We start from the raw sequence: 16,379 nt of genomic DNA, 5'->3' as shown, positions 1-16,379 counted from the left end.
GGTGAACGCTTACCGGCCACCACGTTCCCAGGAACCGTGGTGGCCGGACCCGCACTGCGGCCGGGCTCACACGTTCGGGGGCGCCCCCTCGATCGGACGTCCGAGAACGCCGGGGCGTCGCTGCCACGGCAACGGGCCGCCCGGCGGCCGGTACTCGACGCCGAGCGCGTCAAGTCGGGCGTAGTGCGCCGTCATTCGCCGTTCGAAATCAGCGAAGTCCCGGTCGGCGGGGGCGGGCAGTGCCGACCAGGCGACCTCCGCGAAGGCCGCGAGCCGCGGAAAGACCTGGTAGTCGACTCGGGACCGGTTCTGCATGACCTCGGTCCACACGTTGGCCTGGGTGCCGAGGATGTGACCGGCCGCCTCCTCGGTCAGGCCCGGCGGTACGGGGTCGAAGCGGAAGACGTCCTCGAGGGTGCGGACGTACCCGATGGGCATCGGTTCGTCGGGGCCGCCGTCCTGACGGTGGTCCAGATACACCTGCTGCTCCGGGCACATCACGACGTCGTGCCCCGCCTCGGCTGCGGCGATGCCGCCCGCGTACCCGCGCCACGACGACACGGCCGCGCCGTCCGGGAGGCCGCCTTCGAGGATCTCGTCCCAGCCGATGAGGCGGCGGCCGCGCGCGGTGAGCCAGCGGTCGAAGTGCCGGATGAACCAGGACTGCAGCTCGTCCTCGTCGGCCAGGCCGAGCTCCTTGATGCGGGCCTGGGCGGTCGGGGACTCCTTCCACTGGTCCTTGAGGCACTCGTCCCCGCCGACGTGGATGAACGGCGAGGTGGCGGCCGGGAAGAGGTCGAGGAGCTCCTCGAAGACGCCCTCGAAGAAGCGCAGGGTGTTGTCGGTGGGCGCGAGTACGTTCGGACTGACGCCCCAGGTGTCCCACACGGAGAGGGTGGTGGTGTCGATGACGTCGGTGTTGCCCAGTTCCGGGTATGCGCTGATGGCGGCCTGCGAGTGGCCCGGGATGTCGATCTCGGGGACGACGCGGATATGCCGCTCTGCGGCGTACGCGACGATCTCGCGGATGTCGTCCTGGGTGTAGTGGCCGCCGTACGGGGTCTCGTCCCACAGCTCCGAGGCCCGGTGCCCGTGCTTGGTGCGGGAGCGCCAGGAGCCGACCTCGGTGAGCTTCGGGTAGCGCTTGATCTCCACGCGCCAGCCCTGGTCGTCGGTGAGGTGGAAGTGGAAGACGTTCAGCTTGTGGGCGGCGAGGAGGTCGAGGTAGCGCAGGACATCGTCCTTGGGCAGGAAGTGCCGCGAGACGTCGAGCATCAGGCCGCGCCAGGAGAAGCGGGGCCGGTCCTCGATGTCCGTGAACGGAATGCGCGCGGGAACGCCGGTCGGGACGGGTGCCCGGCGGAACGCTTCCGGTCCCAGGAGCTGCCGGAGGGTCTGAGCGCCCCAGAAGACCCCGGCGGGGCTGCCGCCGGTGATCACGACGCTCCGGCCGGTCCCGGTGGACAGCCGGTAGCCCTCGGGCTCCAGGGCCGGGTCGATCCGCAGCAGGATGGTGTTGTCCTTGCCCTCGACTCCCGGTGGGAGCGACAGACCGAAGGCGGCCCCGATCGTGGAGCGCAGCCAGCGTTCGGTGGACTCGGTGCCGTCCTGCGCGGTGATGCTCGTGGCCCGGTCCATCAGGAAACCGCACCGTCCCTGGTCGCCGACGCTCACCGGTGCCGGGATCAGTTCCATGTCCATGTCGTCAGTCCTTAACCGCTCCGCCCAGCCCCGAGACCAGGCGTCGCTGTACGAGTACGAAGAAGACCAGCACGGGGACGGTCATCACCGTCGAGGCTGCCATGATCCCTCCCCAGTCGTTCTCGTCCGGTTTGAAGAAGACCAGCAGCGCCATCGGAAGCGTCGACTGCGAGGTGTCGCTGATGAGGAAGGACTTGGCGAACAGGAAGTCGTTCCAGGTCGAGATGAACGAGAAGACGCTGGTCGCCACGAGCCCCGGGAGAACCAGCGGGAAGAGGATCTGCCACAGGAAGCGGGTGCGGCTCGCGCCGTCGATGTAGGCGGCCTCCTCCAGGGCGTCCGGGACGGCCTTGACGAAGCCGCGCAGCATCCAGATCGCGAACGGCAGCGAGAAGGCGAGGTGCGGCAGGATCAGCGAACCGAGCGTGTTGAGCTGGCCGAAGTCCCGCATCAGGAAGAACAGCGGGATGGTCAGCGCCTCCACCGGCACCATCTGCGCGATCAGGAACATGATCAGCAGGGTGGTGCGGAACCGGAAACGGAAACGGGTCACCGCCGTCGCCGCCAGAAAGGCGACCAGCGCGGACGCGACGACGACCGTGCCGGCGACGATCAGGCTGTTGAGGAAGTAGCGGCCGAAATCGTGCTGTTCGAGGACCCGGCGGAAGGAGTCCAGGGACGGCGACAGCGTCCACGGCCGGGGGTCGGTGGACTGGATCTCTCCCGCCGGCTTGAGTGCGGAGAGCACCATCCAGTACAGCGGGAAGGCGACCGCGGCGGCGATCAGCAGCGCGACGGCCTCGGCGGCCAGCCTGCCCGGACGACGGATGCGCAGCACGCTCACAGTTCCTCCCCCTGGCGCCGTACCAGGCGCAGATAGACCAGCGTGACGGCCAGCAGGATCACCAGCATCACGACCCCGATCGCCGAGCCCAGGCTGTACTGCGAGGACGCGAACGCCTTCTGGTACGCGTACACGTTGAGCACCAGGTTCTGGCCCGCGATGCCGCCGCCGCCCGTCATCACATAGATCTGCGTGAAGACCTTGAAGTCCCAGATGATCGACTGGATGGTGACGACGACGAGGATCGGCCGCAGCATCGGCGCCATGACCGACCGCCAGATCCGCCACTGCGAGGCGCCGTCCAGCGCGGCCGCCTCCAGCACCTCGGCGGGGATCGCCCGGATGCCCGCGTACACCGTCACCATCACGAACGGGAACGAACACCAGAGCACTTCGAGGAGCACCAGGGCGAAGGCGCTGTAGCGCCCGTACGTCCAGGAGAAGTCGCCCAGCCCCAGCACCCTGTTGACCGGTCCGAAGTCCGGGTCGAAAAGGAACATCCAGACGGTGGAGCCGGTGATCGCGGGCGTCGCCCAGGCGCCGAGCGCCGCCAGCATCAGCGCGAGCCGGGGCAGGGCCCGTACGCGCGTCAGCAGGACGGCGAGCGCGCAGCCGACCAGCAGGGTGGCGAGCACACAGGCCGCGGCGAAGACCACGGTCGCGAGGAGCACCTGCCAGAACTGGCTGTCGCCGAAGAGCGTCGCGTAGTTCCCGAACCCCTGGAAGGTGGTCGGTTCACCGCCGCTGACCTGGGCCTGGGTGTACTCCAGGAACGAGATCAGACCGAGCTGGTAGATCGGGTAGAGGAGGAGCCCGCCGAGCAGGACGAGCGCGGGCAGCAGGTAGAGCCAGGGGGTCCAGCCGGGGCGGCGTGCCGGTCCCCGGGAAATGCGGCGCCGGGGTGTGCTGCCCGTCCCGGCCGCCGCAGGAGCCTTGTACGCCGTACTGTTCGCCGTCATCGTCAGCCCGCGTCGGCGAACGCCGCGTCCATCTTCTTCGCCGCGTCGTCCGAGGCCCGTGCCACGTCCTTACGGCCGCTGACGATCTCCTGGAACATCGTCGGCAGGATCAGCGAGGAGTCGATCTGGCCCCAGCCCGGTGAGGCCGGGACGAACTTGGCGCCCGCGCCCAGCGTCTTGACGAACGGTTCGACGAACGGCTCCTTCCGCGCGACCGTGGCCCGCACATCGGTGTACGTCGGCAGGAAGCCCATCGCGTCGAACAGCTTCTCCTGGGTCTGCTTGCCGGTCAGCGACTTCATCAGGTCCACGGCGAGGGTGCGGTGCGAACTGCTCTTCAGCACACCGATGTTGTTCCCGCCCGCGAACGCGGGGGCGATCGATCCTTCGGACGCGCCGGGCAGCGGAACCACCGCGCACTTGCCCTTCACCGAGCCCGCCTCGACGGCGGCGTGGCTGAAGTCGCCGCCGATCGCCATGGCCGCCTTGCCGGAGGCGAAGGCGGTGACCGTCGCGTTGCCGCCCATCGCGGCGCACTTGGCGGCCGGGCAGTTGCTGTCGCCGAAGAGCGAGGTGTACGCCTCGATGCCCTTGCGGGCCCGGTCGCTGTTGATGGCCGCCTTGTACGTACCACCGCTCTCGTCGGCGAGTTCGCCGCCGTTCGCCCAGATGAACGGCATCGCGCCGTACGTGTACGCGCCACCGACGGCGAGGCCGTACAGCTGCGGCTTCTTCTTGTGGATCTTCTTGGCGGTGGAGATCAGTTCGGCCTGCGACTTGGGGGGTTCGATGCCCAGGTCCTCGAAGATGTCGGTGCGGTAGTACAGCGCGCGTACGCCGACGAAGAGCGGCGCCCCGTACACCTTGCCGCCGACCGTCACCGACTGCTTCGCGGTCGGGTCGGTGTCCTTGGCCTCGTCCCAGGCCGCGAACTCCTTGCTCACATCGGCGAGTCCGCCGTCCTTGACGTAGCCGGCCGTGTCCGTGTTGCCGTACTCGATGAGGTCCGGGGCGCTCTTGGGGTCGTTGAAGGCGGCCTTGATGCGCTGGGCGCGGGTGTCGACGGGGATGTACTCGATCTCCGCCTTCGCACCCTTGTGGGTCTTCTCGAAGTCGGCCACCGCCGCGTCGACGACCTGCTCCTTGGGCTTGTTGCCGACCTCCTGGAACAGCCACACGCGCAGCGTCCCGCTCTTTTCGTCCCCCTTGGCGCCGGTGTCGGAGGTCTGCGGCGCGCAGGCGGTGGCGGTCAGGCCGGCCAGTACAAGCGCCGCGACCGGGGCGGCAATTCGGGCGGAAAGCTTCATCCGGAACCCCTACGGATTGAGCGTTGCAACATATGCAACGTGCGTTTCGTTCTGCACAACTGGCAGGAGAGTAGGAGGGGTCACGGACGCCGACAAGTGGTCTCAACCAATCTGTGACCGAGCGACACGGGCAAACAACCCAGGGCCTACGAAAGGGCATACGAAAAGGCCCCCGGGAGCACGCGTCAGCGCGCTCCCGGGGGCCCCTCGGCCCGAACGGTCGGGGACGGACTACTTCTTGTCCTTGCCGCCCTTGCCCTTGTCCTTGTCGCCACCGGCGCCCATGGACTCGTAGATCTCCTTGCACATGGGACAGACCGGATACTTCTTGGGGTCGCGCCCCGGTACCCAGACCTTCCCGCACAGTGCGACCACGGGGGTGCCCTCCAGGGCGCTCGCCATGATCTTGTCCTTCTGGACGTAATGGGCGTAGCGCTCGTGGTCGCCGTCGCCGCTCGACACCTGCGGCGTCGGCTCTACGAGGGTCCCCGTACCTGCCCCGCGCTCGGGCTCAAGAGTGCTCATAACAGCCAGGGTACTGAAAGGCCCGGGCTTCAGTTGAGCGAAGGGTCGTCCGGATAGGTGGCGATCATGGCGAGCTCGCTGCGCTGACGGCGCAGGACCGCCCGCCACAGCTGTTCCGGACGCGGCGAGGAGACGTCTCCCGGCTCCGACTCCACCACGTACCAGGCCCCCTCGGTCAGCTCCGTCTCCAGCTGTCCGGGTCCCCAGCCCGCGTACCCGGCGAAGATCCGCAGCGAGCCGAGCGCCGCGGCCAGCAGCTCCGGCGGCGCTTCCAGGTCCACCAGGCCGATCGCCCCGTACACCCGTCGCCAGCCGAGCGGTCCCTCGTCGCCGGGGATCACCGCGACGCCGAGCGCCGAGTCGAGCGAGACGGGGCCGCCCTGGAAGACGACGTCCGGCTCAGCGGTCAGGTCGGCCCAGGACACGAGGATGTCACCGACACCGACCGGGGTCGGGCGGTTCAGGACCACGCCGAGCGAGCCCTCCTCGTCGTGGTCGAGGAGCAGCACCACCGCGCGGTCGAAATTCGGGTCCGACAGGGCGGGTGTGGCCACGAGCAGTCGCCCTGTGAGCGAGGACACCTCGGTCATGGCAGAAATGATCCCGCATCTTCGCCCTCCGTGGGGACCAAGTGGTGCGCCGGGTGCCGAAGGGGGCCCGAGCGCAGCTCAGGGCGCACGGGTGCACGAAGAGCGCACGGTCCGTGAGGCACTTGCGGACGGTAACCCTCCGCAAGGCTCGGCGAGCAGAGCGTGTTGTGGCGGATTCATGACGTTCGTACACCGCCCGTAGCCTTATGGAAGGGGGGTACCTGCCCATTACCCTTTCGGTTGGCCCCCTGCCCGACCACTCCGGAACGCGAGATTCATGACCGGCACAGACGATGTCCTGCTTGTCCACGGCGGAACCCCGCTGGAGGGCGAGATCCGCGTCCGAGGCGCCAAGAACCTGGTGCCGAAGGCGATGGTCGCCGCGCTGCTCGGCAGCGGGCCCAGCCGGCTGCGCAATGTGCCCGACATCCGCGATGTGCGGGTCGTGCGGGGTCTGCTGCAGCTGCACGGTGTGACGGTCCGCCCCGGTGACGAGCCTGGCGAGCTCATCCTGGACCCCACCCATGTCGAGAGCGCGAACGTCGCCGACATCGACGCCCACGCGGGCTCGTCGCGCATCCCGATCCTCTTCTGCGGCCCGCTGCTGCACCGGCTGGGCCACGCGTTCATTCCGGGACTCGGCGGCTGTGACATCGGCGGACGGCCGATCGACTTCCACTTCGACGTGCTGCGGCAGTTCGGCGCGACCATCGAGAAGCGGGCGGACGGCCAGTACCTGGAGGCCCCTCAGCGGCTGCGCGGTACGAAGATCCGGCTGCCGTACCCGTCGGTGGGCTCCACCGAGCAGGTGCTGCTGACGGCCGTGCTCGCCGAGGGTGTCACCGAGCTGTCCAACGCGGCCGTGGAGCCGGAGATCGAGGACCTCATCTGCGTGCTGCAGAAGATGGGCGCGATCATCTCGATGGACACCGACCGGACGATCCGGATCACCGGTGTCGACCGGCTCGACGGTTACACGCACCGGGCGATCCCGGACCGCCTGGAGGCGGCCTCCTGGGCGTCCGCGGCGCTGGCGACCGAGGGCAACATCTACGTGCGCGGCGCACAGCAGCGCTCGATGATGACGTTCCTGAACACGTTCCGCCGGGTCGGCGGCGCCTTCGAGATCGACGACGAGGGCATCCGCTTCTGGCACCCGGGCGGCGCGCTGAACGCCATCGCCCTGGAGACGGACGTGCACCCCGGCTTCCAGACCGACTGGCAGCAGCCGCTGGTGGTGGCGCTGACGCAGGCCGCGGGCCTGTCCATCGTCCACGAGACGGTGTACGAGTCCCGGCTCGGCTTCACGTCCGCGCTGAACCAGATGGGGGCGCACATCCAGCTCTACCGCGAGTGCCTGGGCGGCTCCGACTGCCGCTTCGGCCAGCGGAACTTCCTGCACTCGGCGGTCGTGTCCGGCCCGACGAAGCTGCAGGGCGCGGATCTGGTCATCCCGGACCTGCGCGGCGGGTTCTCGTACCTGATCGCCGCACTGGCGGCGCAGGGCACGTCCCGGGTGCACGGCATCGACCTGATCAACCGTGGCTACGAGAACTTCATGGACAAGCTGGAGAAGCTGGGCGCGAAGGTGGAGCTGCCGGGCGGGTCACTGGTCTGAGGGCGGGCGCCCGACGGTCAGGACCGACGCGGGGGTTCGGGGCACTGCCCCGGGCCCCCGCTTCTCGTTCGCCGGCGAGGCGTCCGCACACGGCTCTTCGCCGCCAGAACCTCGCCACGGCCCTGCAGCGGCCTCACAGCGGCCCTCCAGCGGCCTTGGAGCGGCCTTGGAGCGGCCTTGGGGCGGATTCTGCGGTCCGTACGCCGAAGGGCGGCCACCCTTGGTCGGGGTGACCGCCCTCCGTCGTGCCTACGGGGCTTACTTGCCCTTGGCGGCTTCCTTGAGCTTCGAGCCCGCGGAGACCTTCACGCTGTAGCCGGCCGGGATGTTGATCGGGTCGCCGGTCTGCGGGTTACGAGCGGTGCGAGCGGCACGGTGGGTGCGCTCGAAGGTCAGGAAGCCGGGGATGGTGACCTTCTCGTCGCCCTTGGCGACGATCTCACCGACGGTCTCGGCGAGCGCGGCCAGCACGGCGTCGGCGTCCTTGCGGGTCACCTCGGCGCGGTCGGCCAGGGCGGCCACCAGCTCACTGCGGTTCATGTTGTTACTCCCGTGTTCTTCTTGCCTGTGAGGCGTGAGATCGAAGCCGATGCTGCCAGGGCCCTCGGACAGTCCCCGGACCCGGGTCTGACGTCAGACCCTCGCGCCCGAATACGCATCCTGCCCCCACCTGCGGCGGGAAAGCCAATCCGGCACCCTCCGGAGTCACACGAAAGCCGCCACTGCCTCGTCGTGGTGACGTTCCATCGACTCCCCGAAGCGGCCCTCAGCAGATGCTGGAGCGCCCCGCGGCGGGTCCACAGCGGGTGCGGGGTCCTGCGGGGCTCGCTGCCCGCCCACCCTAAAGGGGCGTTTGGGGCCCCGCGACCCGCGACGCGCCGTGGGGCAGGCCAACGTGCGGGGCGCCACAGCCCCGGACAGCCCCCGACAGGGGCCGTGGCGGGTAAGGGAAGTGCTGGGTTCAGATGGAGTTCGCCGCGCCCGTCACAGCGCCTCCAGCGGCCTTCGCGGCCGTGCGGACGGCCCCGGCGACCGCGCCCGCGACCTTGTCGTTGAAGACCGACGGGATGATGTAGTTCCGGTTCAGCTCGTCCTCGGCAACCGTCTCGGCGAGGGCGCCGGCCGCGGCGAGCATCATCTCCGTGTTGACCGTGCGGGACTGAGCGTCCAGCAGGCCGCGGAAGACACCCGGGAAGACCAGCACATTGTTGATCTGGTTCGGGAAGTCGGAGCGCCCGGTGGCGACAACTGCCGCGGTCTGGCGGGCGATTGCCGGGTCCACCTCGGGGTCCGGGTTCGCGAGCGCGAACACGATCGCGCCGTCCGCCATCGCCGCGACGTCATTGCCGTCCAGCACGTTCGGAGCGGAGACGCCGATGAAGACGTCGGCGCCGACGACGGCCTCCTTGAGCGTGCCGGTCATCGATTCCGGGTTGGTGTTGTCGGCGATCCAGCGCAGCGGCGAGTCGGGGTCGGCGGAGACCAGGTCCTCGCGGCCCGCGTGCACCACACCGTGGATGTCGGCGACGACGGCGTGCTTGACACCGGCGGCGATGAGCAGCTTCAGGATGGCCGTACCGGCCGCTCCGGCGCCGGACATGACGACGCGCACGTCCCCAATTCCCTTGCCCACCACGCGCAGTGCGTTGGTCAGGGCGGCCAGCACGACGATCGCGGTGCCGTGCTGGTCGTCGTGGAAGACGGGGATGTCGAGGGCCTCGCGCAGCCGTGCCTCGATCTCGAAGCAGCGGGGCGCGGAGATGTCCTCCAGGTTGATGCCCGCGAAGCCGGGGGCGATCGCCTTGACGATTTCGACGATCGCGTCGGTGTCCTGGGTGTCCAGGCAGATCGGCCAGGCGTCGATGCCGGCGAACCGCTTGAAGAGGGCCGCCTTGCCCTCCATCACCGGCAGGGCGGCCATCGGGCCGATGTTGCCGAGGCCCAGTACGGCGGAGCCGTCCGTCACAACTGCGACGGAGTTGCGCTTGATGGTGAGGCGGCGGGCGTCCTCGGGGTTCTCGGCAATCGCCATGCAGACCCGCGCCACACCCGGGGTGTAGATCATCGAGAGGTCGTCACGGTTGCGGATGGGGTGCTTGGACGCCATCTCGATCTTGCCGCCGAGGTGCATCAGGAACGTACGGTCGGAGACCTTGCCCAGCACGACACCTTCGATGTCGCGCAGACCTTCGACGATCTCGTCCGCGTGCGCGGTGGACGAGGCCGCGATGGTGACGTCGATCCGCAGCTTCTCGTGACCGGAAGCGGTCACATCGAGGCCGGTGACCGACCCGCCGGAGGACTCCACGGCCGTGGTGAGCTGGGAGACCGCGGTACCGCTCGCGGGCACCTCCAGCCTGACCGTCATCGAGTACGAGACGCTGGGCGCCGTTGCCATGGCCGAGTCCTTCGCTTTCCCTAGCTTCATTGCTGCGTGGCCGGGGCCCTCGCCTCGGACGCGCTTCCCGATGTTCGCACCTACTGGCTGGTAGCCGGTAATGACTGCCACTCTTCGGAAAGAGTTTTCCACCATACGAGATTCCATCTCTTCGTGGAACCCCGGCAGCCCCGGACGCGGCTGCCGGACCGGGCCACCAACAAAAACAGACCCGCGCCACCGGAAGGTGACACGGGTCTGTCTTTTTCACTTGAGCGGCACCGACCCGCCATGCTCGCCTCGCGGCAAGTGGTCGCTCGTAGCGACGAAGGTTGGGCCCGGGGGCTTGGATCGAGCCGGTGCCGACACCAGGCTAACAAAGTCCCCGGGACAAGTGATTCCCGCATCGCAGGTTGACTTGTCCGTCAGTCCCTGAGCAGATCCGGAACGCCGTCCTCGTCGGGCAGGTCCCGCTCCCCCGACACCACCGTGAGCTGCTGCGTCGCGCGGGTCAGCGCCACGTACAGCACCCGCAGACCGGCCGGTGACTCGTCGGCGATCTCCGCCGGCGAGACGACGACCGTGGCGTCGTACTCCAGGCCCTTCGCCTCCAGGCTGCCGAGCGCCACCACCCGGTCGCCGAGCTCCGCGAGCCACTTGCGGGCCTGCGCGCGCCGGTTCATCGCGACGACGACACCGACCGTGCCGTCCACCTCGCCGAGCAGCCGCCGCGCCTCCTCCCGTACGACCCCGGCCAGATCGCCGTCACGTACGGCCTCGAAGCGGGGCTGCACTCCCGTCGAACGGACCGCGGCCGGGGACTCCATCCCGGGCATCGCGAGCGTCAGGACCTTCGCCGCGAGCTCCGCGATCTCCGCCGGGTTCCGGTAGTTGACGGTGAGGGTGAAGCGGCGGCGCGGGCGGTTGCCGAGCGCCTCGTCGCGCGCCTCGGCCGCCTCGTCGGGATCGGACCAGGAGGACTGGGCCGGGTCGCCGACGATCGTCCAGGTGGCGGTACGGCCGCGGCGGCCGACCATGCGCCACTGCATCGGCGTCAGGTCCTGCGCCTCGTCGACGATGACGTGCGTGTACTCCGTACGCTCCGCCGCGAGCCGTTCGGCCCGCTCGCGCTGGGTCTCCTCGCGCTGCGGCATCAGCTCCTCCAGACCCGAGAGCTGGTCCAGCGGATCGAACTCGCGCTTCTTCTTCGGCCGGTGCGGAGTACCAAGCAGCGCGAGCAGCTCGTCGAGGATCGCCACGTCGTGTACGGACAGGGGGCCCCGGCCCGCACTGTCGAGCCGCTTCAGCGAGCGGGCGAGGCGGCGCACCTCGCCCTGGTTGAGGACCCGGCGCGCCCAGCGGCCGAGCCGCTTCTCGTCGGCCATCGCGGCGAGCACCCCGCGCGGGGTGAGCTCGGGCCACCAGGCGTTCAGGAAGTCGATGAACGGCGTCTCGGTGGAGACGTCCTCGTCGAAGGACGACCGCAGTTCCGCGGCCAGCTCGGGGTCGGTGTAGCGGCCCCGGCCCGACGACTTGTTCCACAGGGCGTCCAGCAGCAGCCTGCGGGCGCGGGGGCGCAGCAGGTTGACCGGGGTGGTGCCGCCGAGTACGGACTGCCGGATGCGGTGGAGCTCGTCGGCATTCAGTTCGACGCGGGCACCGAAGGCGACCACACGCAGGCGGGTGGGGGTGGTGAGGGGCGCGTCCGTCCCGTCCTCGGAGCCGTCGGTACCGTCCGCGTCACCGAACGCCAGCTGGCCGTCCTGTCCGCCCTGGGGCGCGCCCGGGGTCCGCGGTTGCTCCAGCGCCCCGCGGGCCGCCTTGCGCAGCACCTGGAGCATCCGGGAGGAGCCCTTGATCCGGGCGACGGCCGGTTCGTCGTACGTGGTGGCACCTTCGACGCCCGCCGCCTCGTCGGAGAGCGAGCCGACCGCGCGGATCGCGACCTGCCCCTCCTCGCCGAGCGAGGGCAGCACGCCTTCGGTGTACGCGACGAGCAGCGGGGTCGGCGAGACGACGAGGATGCCGCCCGCGTACCGCCGCCGGTCCTGGTAGAGCAGATACGCGGCGCGGTGCAGGGCGACGGCGGTCTTGCCGGTGCCCGGTCCGCCGGAGACCTCGGTGACGGAGGCGGCGGGCGCCCGGATCACCATGTCCTGCTCGGCCTGGATGGACGAGACGATGTCCCGCATGGTGTGGCTGCGGGCCTGGCCGAGCGCCGCCATCAGCGCGCCGTCGCCGATGACGGGCAGCTTGTCGCCGTCCTTGTACGAGGTCAGCTCCGGGCGCATCAGGTCGTCCTCGACCCCGAGGACCTTGCGGCCCTTGGAGCGGATGACCCGGCGGCGTACCACCCGGCCCGGATCCTTCGGCGTCGACCGGTAGAACGGCGCGGCGGCCGGTGCCCGCCAGTCGATGACCAGCGGCGCGTAGTCGGAGTCGAGGACCCCGATCCGGCCGATGTGGAGCGTCTCCGCGATATCGGCCGTGCTGTCGTCGCGCACGGCGTTGTCGGCCGGTTCGACGGAGGTGAACGCGCCGTCCGGGCCGCGCTCGCCGTCCTTGCCGAGCAGCAGATCGATCCTCCCGAAGAGGAAGTCCTCGAACTCGCTGTTCAGCCGGTTGAGGTGGATCCCGGCCCGGAACACCTGGGCATCACGCTCGGCGAGCGCGCCGGGCGTACCGACCTGGCCGCGCTTGACGGCATCGTTCATGAGAAATTCCGCCTCGTGGATCTTCTCCTCAAGGCGGTGATAAACACGGTCGAGATGTTCCTGCTCGACACCGATTTCCCGGTCCCGCAACGAATCGACAGCGGCATCCTGCGCGGCCACCGAGGCCCCCTTCTGACGTGCATTGGGCAGCCGTCAACCCTATGCGAAGGAAGCCCCGCCGCGCACCTGCCACGAGCACCGATATGGCTCGTGGGAGGTCTCGATTGTGCGTCGGGCCCGGTCGGGCGGTTATGCGTCGATGTCCACCAGCCGCTTTCCGTCGAAGGTGCGCACCTCGAAATGGTCGATGTCGGCACGGTCCATCGCCGCGCCGCCGTGGACATAGAGCGGATATTTCGCGGTCGGGTGCGGAGAGTCCTCGATGCCGTAGCCCCACTTCGGTACGGACCAGGAGGTGACGACCTCCTCCTCGCCGGTCTTCGAGACGGCGATCAGGCTGCACTTCTCCGGCCCCGTGACGTTCTTGAGCTCCAGTACGGCATGCGTGCCCCACGCCTTCTTCTCCATGCCGACCGTGGCGACGACCTTGGTGACGGGATCGGTGGCCCCCACCTTCTCCGTCATGTGGTGGAAGAACGCGTCCTCGGCGGGGCTGGTGGGGTGCGGGTCCGCCGCCTGGCTCGGGCCGCTGTCGCCGCCCCCGGTGGCCACGACGGCGACCACCGGACCGCCGATGATCAGCGCCGCGGCGGCCGCCACCAGATACATGCCGCGCCGGCGCCGCCTGGCCCGCCTGGTCGCGACCTCGTCCACCAGCCGGTCGAGCACCCGGGGGGCGGGCGGCTCGGGGACGTGCGGGACGGGGCGGGCGCCCGGTACGGCGGCGGGGGCCTCGGCGAGCATCGCGAGCATGGGTTCCATGCCGGCGAACTCGTCGAGATGGGCGGCGCAGAGCGCGCAGTCGGCCAGATGCTCCTCGAACGCGGAGGCCTCGGTCGCGTCCAGGATGCCCAGGACGTACGCACCGGCGGCGTCGTGCTCCGGCCCTTCGGTGGCTCCACCGGAGCCGGGGCCGTGGGCTGCGTCGAAGCCGCCGAAGCTGCTGGGCCCGCCGAAGCTGTCGGGGATTCCCGGGCGGCCGCGCGGACCTGTGGGGCCGGTGGGGCTGGAGGGACCGGTCGGCCGGGGCCCGAAAGGCTCCCACTCGTGGTCGCTCATGCCGTGATCCCCCTCTCTTCGAGTGCGAGCTTCATCGAGCGCAGTGCGTAGAAGACCCGGGAACGCACCGTGCCGCTGGGTATGCCGAGCACCTCGGCAGCCTCATTGACCGTACGTCCCTTGAAGTAGGTCTCGACCAATGCTTCCCGATGGGCGGGGGTCAAGTCCTCGAGCGCATCCGAGAGCGTCATCAGCCACAGCGCCTTGTCAATCTCGTCCTCCGCGGGAATGACCTCCAGCGGCGACGGATCGACCTCGTGCGGCCGGGCCTGCCGGCTGCGGTGGCCGTCGATGACGATGCGCCGGGCGACCGTCACCAGCCAGGGGCGGACGGAGCCGGTCGCCCGGTTGAGCTGACCGGCGTTCTTCCAGGCACGGATGAGCGTTTCCTGCACCACGTCCTCGGCACGCTGACGGTCGCCGGCGACGAGGCGGAGCACGTACGCGAGCAGCGGTCCGGCGTGTTCGCGGTAGAGCGCCCGCATCAGCTCCTCGTCGGGGACGGCGGAGGGAGACGGGGGCGGTTCACTGCGATGTCGAGCCCTGTGCGGACGGTCATCGGCCACGGCCGCATCCTTGCGCACCCGAACCTCCCGGTCGAGACCCTGTAGAGCTCCTTGGCCATCGAATACGGAGGCGGGGCCCGATCCATTCAACACAGTTCCGAGATTTTTTACGAGGTGAGCTCCGCCGGGACCGTGGCCTCCGCCGCCCGGCGCCGGTGCCGGGCCACCCGCTCCCGGTTCCCGCACACCTCGCTGGAGCACCAGCGGCGGCGCCGCCCCCGTGACGTATCGAGGTAGAGCCGCCGACAGGTGTCGCCCTCGCAGCGGCGGAGCCCGGCCCGCGCGACCGGGTCGGTCAGGAGCTCCACGACGTCGCGGGCGACGGCGGACAGCAGCGCCCGGCATTCCAGGTCGGCGCTCAGTGCCCGTACCAGCAGACCGTTGCGGGCGCGCACGGCCCGCACCCCCGGCGGGGCCCCGGCGGCGAGTTCATTGACGCGTTCCAGCGCGCCGTCGGCGTCGCGGCCGCCGAGCTCGGCGGTCAGCAACAGGTCGACGCCTGTGCGCAGCTGCCGGAAGCTCGCCAGCCAGGTGTCGTCGACGGCGTCGAGGCGGGTGTCCTCCGGTACGAGTCCGGTGGCCACCAGCCAGTCGGCGAGCCGGTCCGCCCTGTCGAGCAGTTCGCAGGCGCCGGAGGTGCCGATCCCCGTCGCCACCAGGTCCAGGCAGAGCCGCCCGGAGTCGAACCGCCAGTCGTACGAGCCCTTGCCCGCCGCCATGCGCATGTCACCGCCTCGGGTCACCGGTGGTAGCCACCACCAGAGTGCCCGTCGCCGGCCCGGCCCGGAACCCCTCCCGCCGTCCGGGTCATGGCCGGCTTCCCCGTACGGTCAGGACATGAGTGACGATCTCCGGGAGGCCGCGTTCTCGGCCGGCCCCCTGCTGCTGCGGCCCTGGTCCCGGGACGACATACCTGCGCTGGTCGAGGCCTACCGCGATCCCACGATGCGCGACCGGCTGCGGGATCTCGTCACGGACGAGGCGGACGCGGAACGGTGGCTGCGGGTCCAGACCGAGGGCCGGGAGTCCGGCACCCGGTTCAGCTTCGCCGTCGTCGACACGGACCTCGACGGCCGACCGGTCGGCAATGTGGCGCTGAAGTACCCGGCGCCCGGCTCGGGTTCGGCCGAGGTCGGCTACTGGACGGCGGCGCGGGTCCGGGGCCGCGGGCTCGCCCCGCAGGCGGTCGAAGCGCTCACCGGCTGGGCGTTCACCACCTTCGCCGACGACGGTCTGCGGCGGCTCGATCTGCTCCACCAGGAGGACAACCGCGCATCGTGCCGGGTCGCCGTGAAGAGCGGGTACGCCTTGGCGGAGATCCTCCCGGCCCGCCCGCCGTGGCCGCTCGACGGGCACCGCCACGTCCGCGAGGCGGACTGAGGGCTGTCCGGGCCGGCCGTCAGCCGGCGGACGGCCGGTCGGCCGGTCCTTCGACCGGACCGTCGTGCAGGATCCGCTGGAACAGCCGACAGTCGCGCCACTCACCGTTGATGTGCAGATAGCGCGGAGCCATACCGATCACCTCGAAGCCGGACTTGGCGAGCACCCGCTGCGACGCCGCGTTGTCGAGCAAGGTCGAAGCCTCCACCCGGTGCAGCCGCAGCACGTCCCTGGCCGCCGCGCAGACCTGCGCCACGGCTGCGGTGGCAAGGCCCCGACCGGCGTACGCGACATCGACCCAGTAGCCGAGACTGGCGCTGCGGAACGGCCCCAGCACGATGCTGGTGAGCGTGAACCCGCCTATCGCCCGGTCGTCGGCGTCGGCGAGCACCCACGGCATCACACGCCCCGCCTCATGGTCCGCCAGCAGACCGGCCAGGCGCTCCTGCTGCCCCTTCTCGGTGTAGAAGACGTCGGGACGCACGGGTTCCCAGGGCTGCAGGTACGCGCGGCTGCGGGTCAGCGAGTCGGCGAGAGACGCGGCGTCGGCCATGGTGACGGGACGGAGTCGTACCTCTGTGCCGAGCAGGTGGGTGTCGGTGGTCATCCCTGCACGGTA

Annotated in this window: 15 protein-coding genes; 2 read left to right on the top strand and 13 right to left on the bottom strand. The window is 70.1% G+C overall.

Features of this window, described 5'->3' with window-relative positions; translation table 11 throughout:
* Positions 1 to 66: 66 nt before the first annotated feature.
* The 6 genes from OHA88_RS28380 to OHA88_RS28355 form a co-directional block, all read right to left on the bottom strand.
* Positions 67 to 1,701, bottom strand: a complete 1,635-nt coding sequence (locus tag OHA88_RS28380; RefSeq protein WP_328627575.1) for a beta-N-acetylhexosaminidase — start codon at positions 1,699 to 1,701, stop codon at positions 67 to 69.
* Positions 1,702 to 1,705: 4 nt separating this feature from the next.
* The gene (locus OHA88_RS28375) at positions 1,706 to 2,545 is read right to left on the bottom strand and encodes a carbohydrate ABC transporter permease (protein ID WP_328627574.1); all 840 of its coding nucleotides are present in this window, start codon (positions 2,543 to 2,545) and stop codon (positions 1,706 to 1,708) included.
* Positions 2,542 to 3,504, bottom strand: a complete 963-nt coding sequence (locus OHA88_RS28370; protein ID WP_327240225.1) for a carbohydrate ABC transporter permease — start codon at positions 3,502 to 3,504, stop codon at positions 2,542 to 2,544. Before OHA88_RS28370 ends, OHA88_RS28375 begins: the two co-directional genes overlap by 4 nt.
* Positions 3,505 to 3,506: 2 nt before the next feature.
* Positions 3,507 to 4,811 carry an extracellular solute-binding protein gene (locus OHA88_RS28365; RefSeq protein WP_328627573.1) on the bottom strand — a complete coding sequence of 435 codons (1,305 nt, stop codon included), beginning with the start codon at positions 4,809 to 4,811 and terminating at the stop codon, positions 3,507 to 3,509.
* 231 nt (positions 4,812 to 5,042) lie between these two features.
* Entirely contained in the window at positions 5,043 to 5,336 is a 294-nt protein-coding gene (locus OHA88_RS28360) for a DUF3039 domain-containing protein (protein ID WP_063756076.1), read from the bottom strand.
* A gap of 29 nt (positions 5,337 to 5,365) precedes the next feature.
* Positions 5,366 to 5,926 (bottom strand): YqgE/AlgH family protein, encoded by a 561-nt coding sequence (locus tag OHA88_RS28355; protein ID WP_328627572.1) that lies wholly within the window; start codon positions 5,924 to 5,926, stop codon positions 5,366 to 5,368.
* A 277-nt stretch (positions 5,927 to 6,203) separates the two neighbouring features.
* On the opposite strand from OHA88_RS28355, the gene murA reads away from it, so the two are divergent.
* Complete coding sequence (gene murA, locus OHA88_RS28350; RefSeq protein ID WP_030922987.1) at positions 6,204 to 7,544, top strand: UDP-N-acetylglucosamine 1-carboxyvinyltransferase; 1,341 nt, start codon at positions 6,204 to 6,206, stop codon at positions 7,542 to 7,544.
* Between the two features lie 258 nt (positions 7,545 to 7,802).
* Here the strand turns inward: murA and OHA88_RS28345 are convergent, their stop codons facing one another.
* From OHA88_RS28345 to OHA88_RS28320, 6 genes are all read right to left on the bottom strand, one after another.
* Positions 7,803 to 8,084, bottom strand: a complete 282-nt coding sequence (locus tag OHA88_RS28345) for an HU family DNA-binding protein (protein WP_003968811.1) — start codon at positions 8,082 to 8,084, stop codon at positions 7,803 to 7,805.
* A gap of 421 nt (positions 8,085 to 8,505) precedes the next feature.
* The gene (locus tag OHA88_RS28340) at positions 8,506 to 9,942 is read right to left on the bottom strand and encodes an NAD-dependent malic enzyme (protein ID WP_267004905.1); all 1,437 of its coding nucleotides are present in this window, start codon (positions 9,940 to 9,942) and stop codon (positions 8,506 to 8,508) included.
* Between the two features lie 404 nt (positions 9,943 to 10,346).
* Positions 10,347 to 12,755 (bottom strand): HelD family protein, encoded by a 2,409-nt coding sequence (locus tag OHA88_RS28335; protein WP_328627571.1) that lies wholly within the window; start codon positions 12,753 to 12,755, stop codon positions 10,347 to 10,349.
* A 129-nt stretch (positions 12,756 to 12,884) separates the two neighbouring features.
* Positions 12,885 to 13,814 (bottom strand): anti-sigma factor family protein, encoded by a 930-nt coding sequence (locus OHA88_RS28330; protein WP_328627570.1) that lies wholly within the window; start codon positions 13,812 to 13,814, stop codon positions 12,885 to 12,887.
* On the bottom strand, positions 13,811 to 14,398 hold the full coding sequence (locus OHA88_RS28325; protein WP_078852676.1) for a sigma-70 family RNA polymerase sigma factor: 588 nt from the start codon (positions 14,396 to 14,398) through the stop codon (positions 13,811 to 13,813). Before OHA88_RS28325 ends, OHA88_RS28330 begins: the two co-directional genes overlap by 4 nt.
* An 89-nt stretch (positions 14,399 to 14,487) precedes the next feature.
* A complete protein-coding gene (locus tag OHA88_RS28320; protein ID WP_328629817.1) occupies positions 14,488 to 15,099 on the bottom strand; it encodes a CGNR zinc finger domain-containing protein in 612 nt (203 codons plus the stop codon).
* Between the two features lie 118 nt (positions 15,100 to 15,217).
* Here OHA88_RS28320 and OHA88_RS28315 point away from each other — a divergent pair, with 118 nt between their 5' ends.
* The gene (locus OHA88_RS28315) at positions 15,218 to 15,760 is read left to right on the top strand and encodes a GNAT family N-acetyltransferase (protein ID WP_328627569.1); all 543 of its coding nucleotides are present in this window, start codon (positions 15,218 to 15,220) and stop codon (positions 15,758 to 15,760) included.
* A gap of 19 nt (positions 15,761 to 15,779) precedes the next feature.
* Here the strand turns inward: OHA88_RS28315 and OHA88_RS28310 are convergent, their stop codons facing one another.
* Positions 15,780 to 16,367, bottom strand: coding sequence for a GNAT family N-acetyltransferase (locus tag OHA88_RS28310; protein WP_328627568.1), 588 nt, complete (start codon positions 16,365 to 16,367; stop codon positions 15,780 to 15,782).
* Between the last annotated feature and the right edge of the window lie 12 nt (positions 16,368 to 16,379).

The organism is Streptomyces sp. NBC_00353 (genome assembly GCF_036108815.1).
Lineage (GTDB): Bacteria > Actinomycetota > Actinomycetes > Streptomycetales > Streptomycetaceae > Streptomyces.
The sequence above is the reverse complement of the archived record's forward strand: the minus strand, read 5'-3'. Positions and strand labels throughout refer to the sequence as shown.

Excerpts from the sequence above, each read along its gene's own strand:
- OHA88_RS28380 (WP_328627575.1), bottom strand. The coding sequence starts at position 1,701 with ATGGACATGGAACTGATCCCGGCACCGGTGAGCGTCGGCGACCAGGGA.
- OHA88_RS28370 (WP_327240225.1), bottom strand. The coding sequence starts at position 3,504 with ATGACGGCGAACAGTACGGCGTACAAGGCTCCTGCGGCGGCCGGGACG.
- OHA88_RS28365 (WP_328627573.1), bottom strand. The coding sequence starts at position 4,811 with ATGAAGCTTTCCGCCCGAATTGCCGCCCCGGTCGCGGCGCTTGTACTG.
- OHA88_RS28360 (WP_063756076.1), bottom strand. The coding sequence starts at position 5,336 with ATGAGCACTCTTGAGCCCGAGCGCGGGGCAGGTACGGGGACCCTCGTA.
- OHA88_RS28355 (WP_328627572.1), bottom strand. The coding sequence starts at position 5,926 with ATGACCGAGGTGTCCTCGCTCACAGGGCGACTGCTCGTGGCCACACCC.
- murA (WP_030922987.1), top strand. The coding sequence starts at position 6,204 with ATGACCGGCACAGACGATGTCCTGCTTGTCCACGGCGGAACCCCGCTG.
- OHA88_RS28345 (WP_003968811.1), bottom strand. The coding sequence starts at position 8,084 with ATGAACCGCAGTGAGCTGGTGGCCGCCCTGGCCGACCGCGCCGAGGTG.
- OHA88_RS28340 (WP_267004905.1), bottom strand. The coding sequence starts at position 9,942 with ATGGCAACGGCGCCCAGCGTCTCGTACTCGATGACGGTCAGGCTGGAG.
- OHA88_RS28330 (WP_328627570.1), bottom strand. The coding sequence starts at position 13,814 with ATGAGCGACCACGAGTGGGAGCCTTTCGGGCCCCGGCCGACCGGTCCC.
- OHA88_RS28320 (WP_328629817.1), bottom strand. The coding sequence starts at position 15,099 with ATGGCGGCGGGCAAGGGCTCGTACGACTGGCGGTTCGACTCCGGGCGG.
- OHA88_RS28315 (WP_328627569.1), top strand. The coding sequence starts at position 15,218 with ATGAGTGACGATCTCCGGGAGGCCGCGTTCTCGGCCGGCCCCCTGCTG.
- OHA88_RS28310 (WP_328627568.1), bottom strand. The coding sequence starts at position 16,367 with ATGACCACCGACACCCACCTGCTCGGCACAGAGGTACGACTCCGTCCC.